Source organism: Anaerotignum lactatifermentans, assembly GCF_016902535.1.
In the GTDB taxonomy this organism is placed as follows: domain Bacteria; phylum Bacillota; class Clostridia; order Lachnospirales; family Anaerotignaceae; genus Anaerotignum; species Anaerotignum lactatifermentans_A.
Genome location: NZ_JACSNY010000042.1, coordinates 1 through 1,109 on the forward strand (window position 1 = coordinate 1; position 1,109 = coordinate 1,109).

1 protein-coding gene is annotated in these 1,109 nt (G+C 40.2%); it reads right to left on the reverse strand.

Annotated features, from left to right (window positions below):
- Nucleotides 1-1,109, reverse strand: a protein-coding gene (locus tag H9X84_RS12740) for an IS3 family transposase (protein ID WP_205142735.1) whose coding sequence is annotated in 2 segments (ribosomal slippage) — nt 1-890 and nt 890-1,109 — 1,110 coding nt annotated over the 2 segments. Because the reading frame shifts where the segments join, the coding sequence is not laid out codon by codon here. This gene is flagged as partial in the annotation.

A 1,109-nucleotide genomic window follows, 5' to 3' on the forward strand; every position in this document is an offset into this window, starting at 1 on the left:
CCGATCCCAGAATGTTGCTTCCATTTCATCTGGTGTCAGATAGCCTAAAGAACCATGTGGTCTGCGAGAGTTATAGAAGCCTTCGATATATTGGAAGACAGAGTGGTATAGGTCACGATAGGTACGAAAATTACGCCTGTTGGTTTCTTCTTTTTTGAGATATTTGAAGAAACTTTCGCAGCAGGCGTTATCAAAAGGATATCCCTTTTTCGAGAAGGACTGGACAACATTCAGTTCATCAAGCAGTTTTCGAAATGCAAAGGCTGTGTACTGTGATCCTCTATCAGAGTGAAACATCAGTCCAGCTGGACAATTTCTGGAATAATATGCTTTCTGAAAGGTCTGGATGACCAGATCCGCATTGGGTTTGGATGATATATTCCAGGAGATAATTTTTCTGGAAAAAAGATCCATAATGATACAAAGATAATACCACGTACCTCCGGCTTTGAGATATGTAAAATCACTTGTCCAGACCAAGTTGGGAGCTTTTTGATGAAAGTCTTGATGCAGGTGATCAGCATAACAACCAGACGACTCTTTTGTGCGAGAAATAGATTTTGGTTTTACTGTGGACATAGGTGGAAGCTGCATGGAACGCATCAGGCGGTACACTCGACCGACGCTGATGTAAATGCCATAGTCACGACCTAAGATATATTTGATTTTATAAGCACCGACGCGTTTATCGTAGTCAGCGTAAATGTGCAGAATCATTTGTTTGATATTCTGATTCTCAATGGTTCTGGAAGAAGGCAGAGAATAAAAATGTTTGTAATAAGTGCTGCGGTTTACGTTGAGTACACGGCAGAGTGTTTTGATATTATGCTGGAATCGAAGCTTATAAACTGCACTTAATCTTTGTTTGAGTGTGGCGTGAAGATGGCAATCGCTTTTTTTAGGATGAGGTTTTCTTCTTCAAGCTGAGCATTTCTTTTCTGGAGTTCCTGAATCTGTTTAGCAGTCAGAATTTCACCATTAGATGTTTCAACAGTGGAGTATTGCTTGATCCATCTGGAAAGAGCAGTTTGAGAAACACCATACTCTTTGATCAGAGAAGCTTGTGTTTTGCCATTATGATAGAGCTCAACAAGAGTTCGTTTGAAATC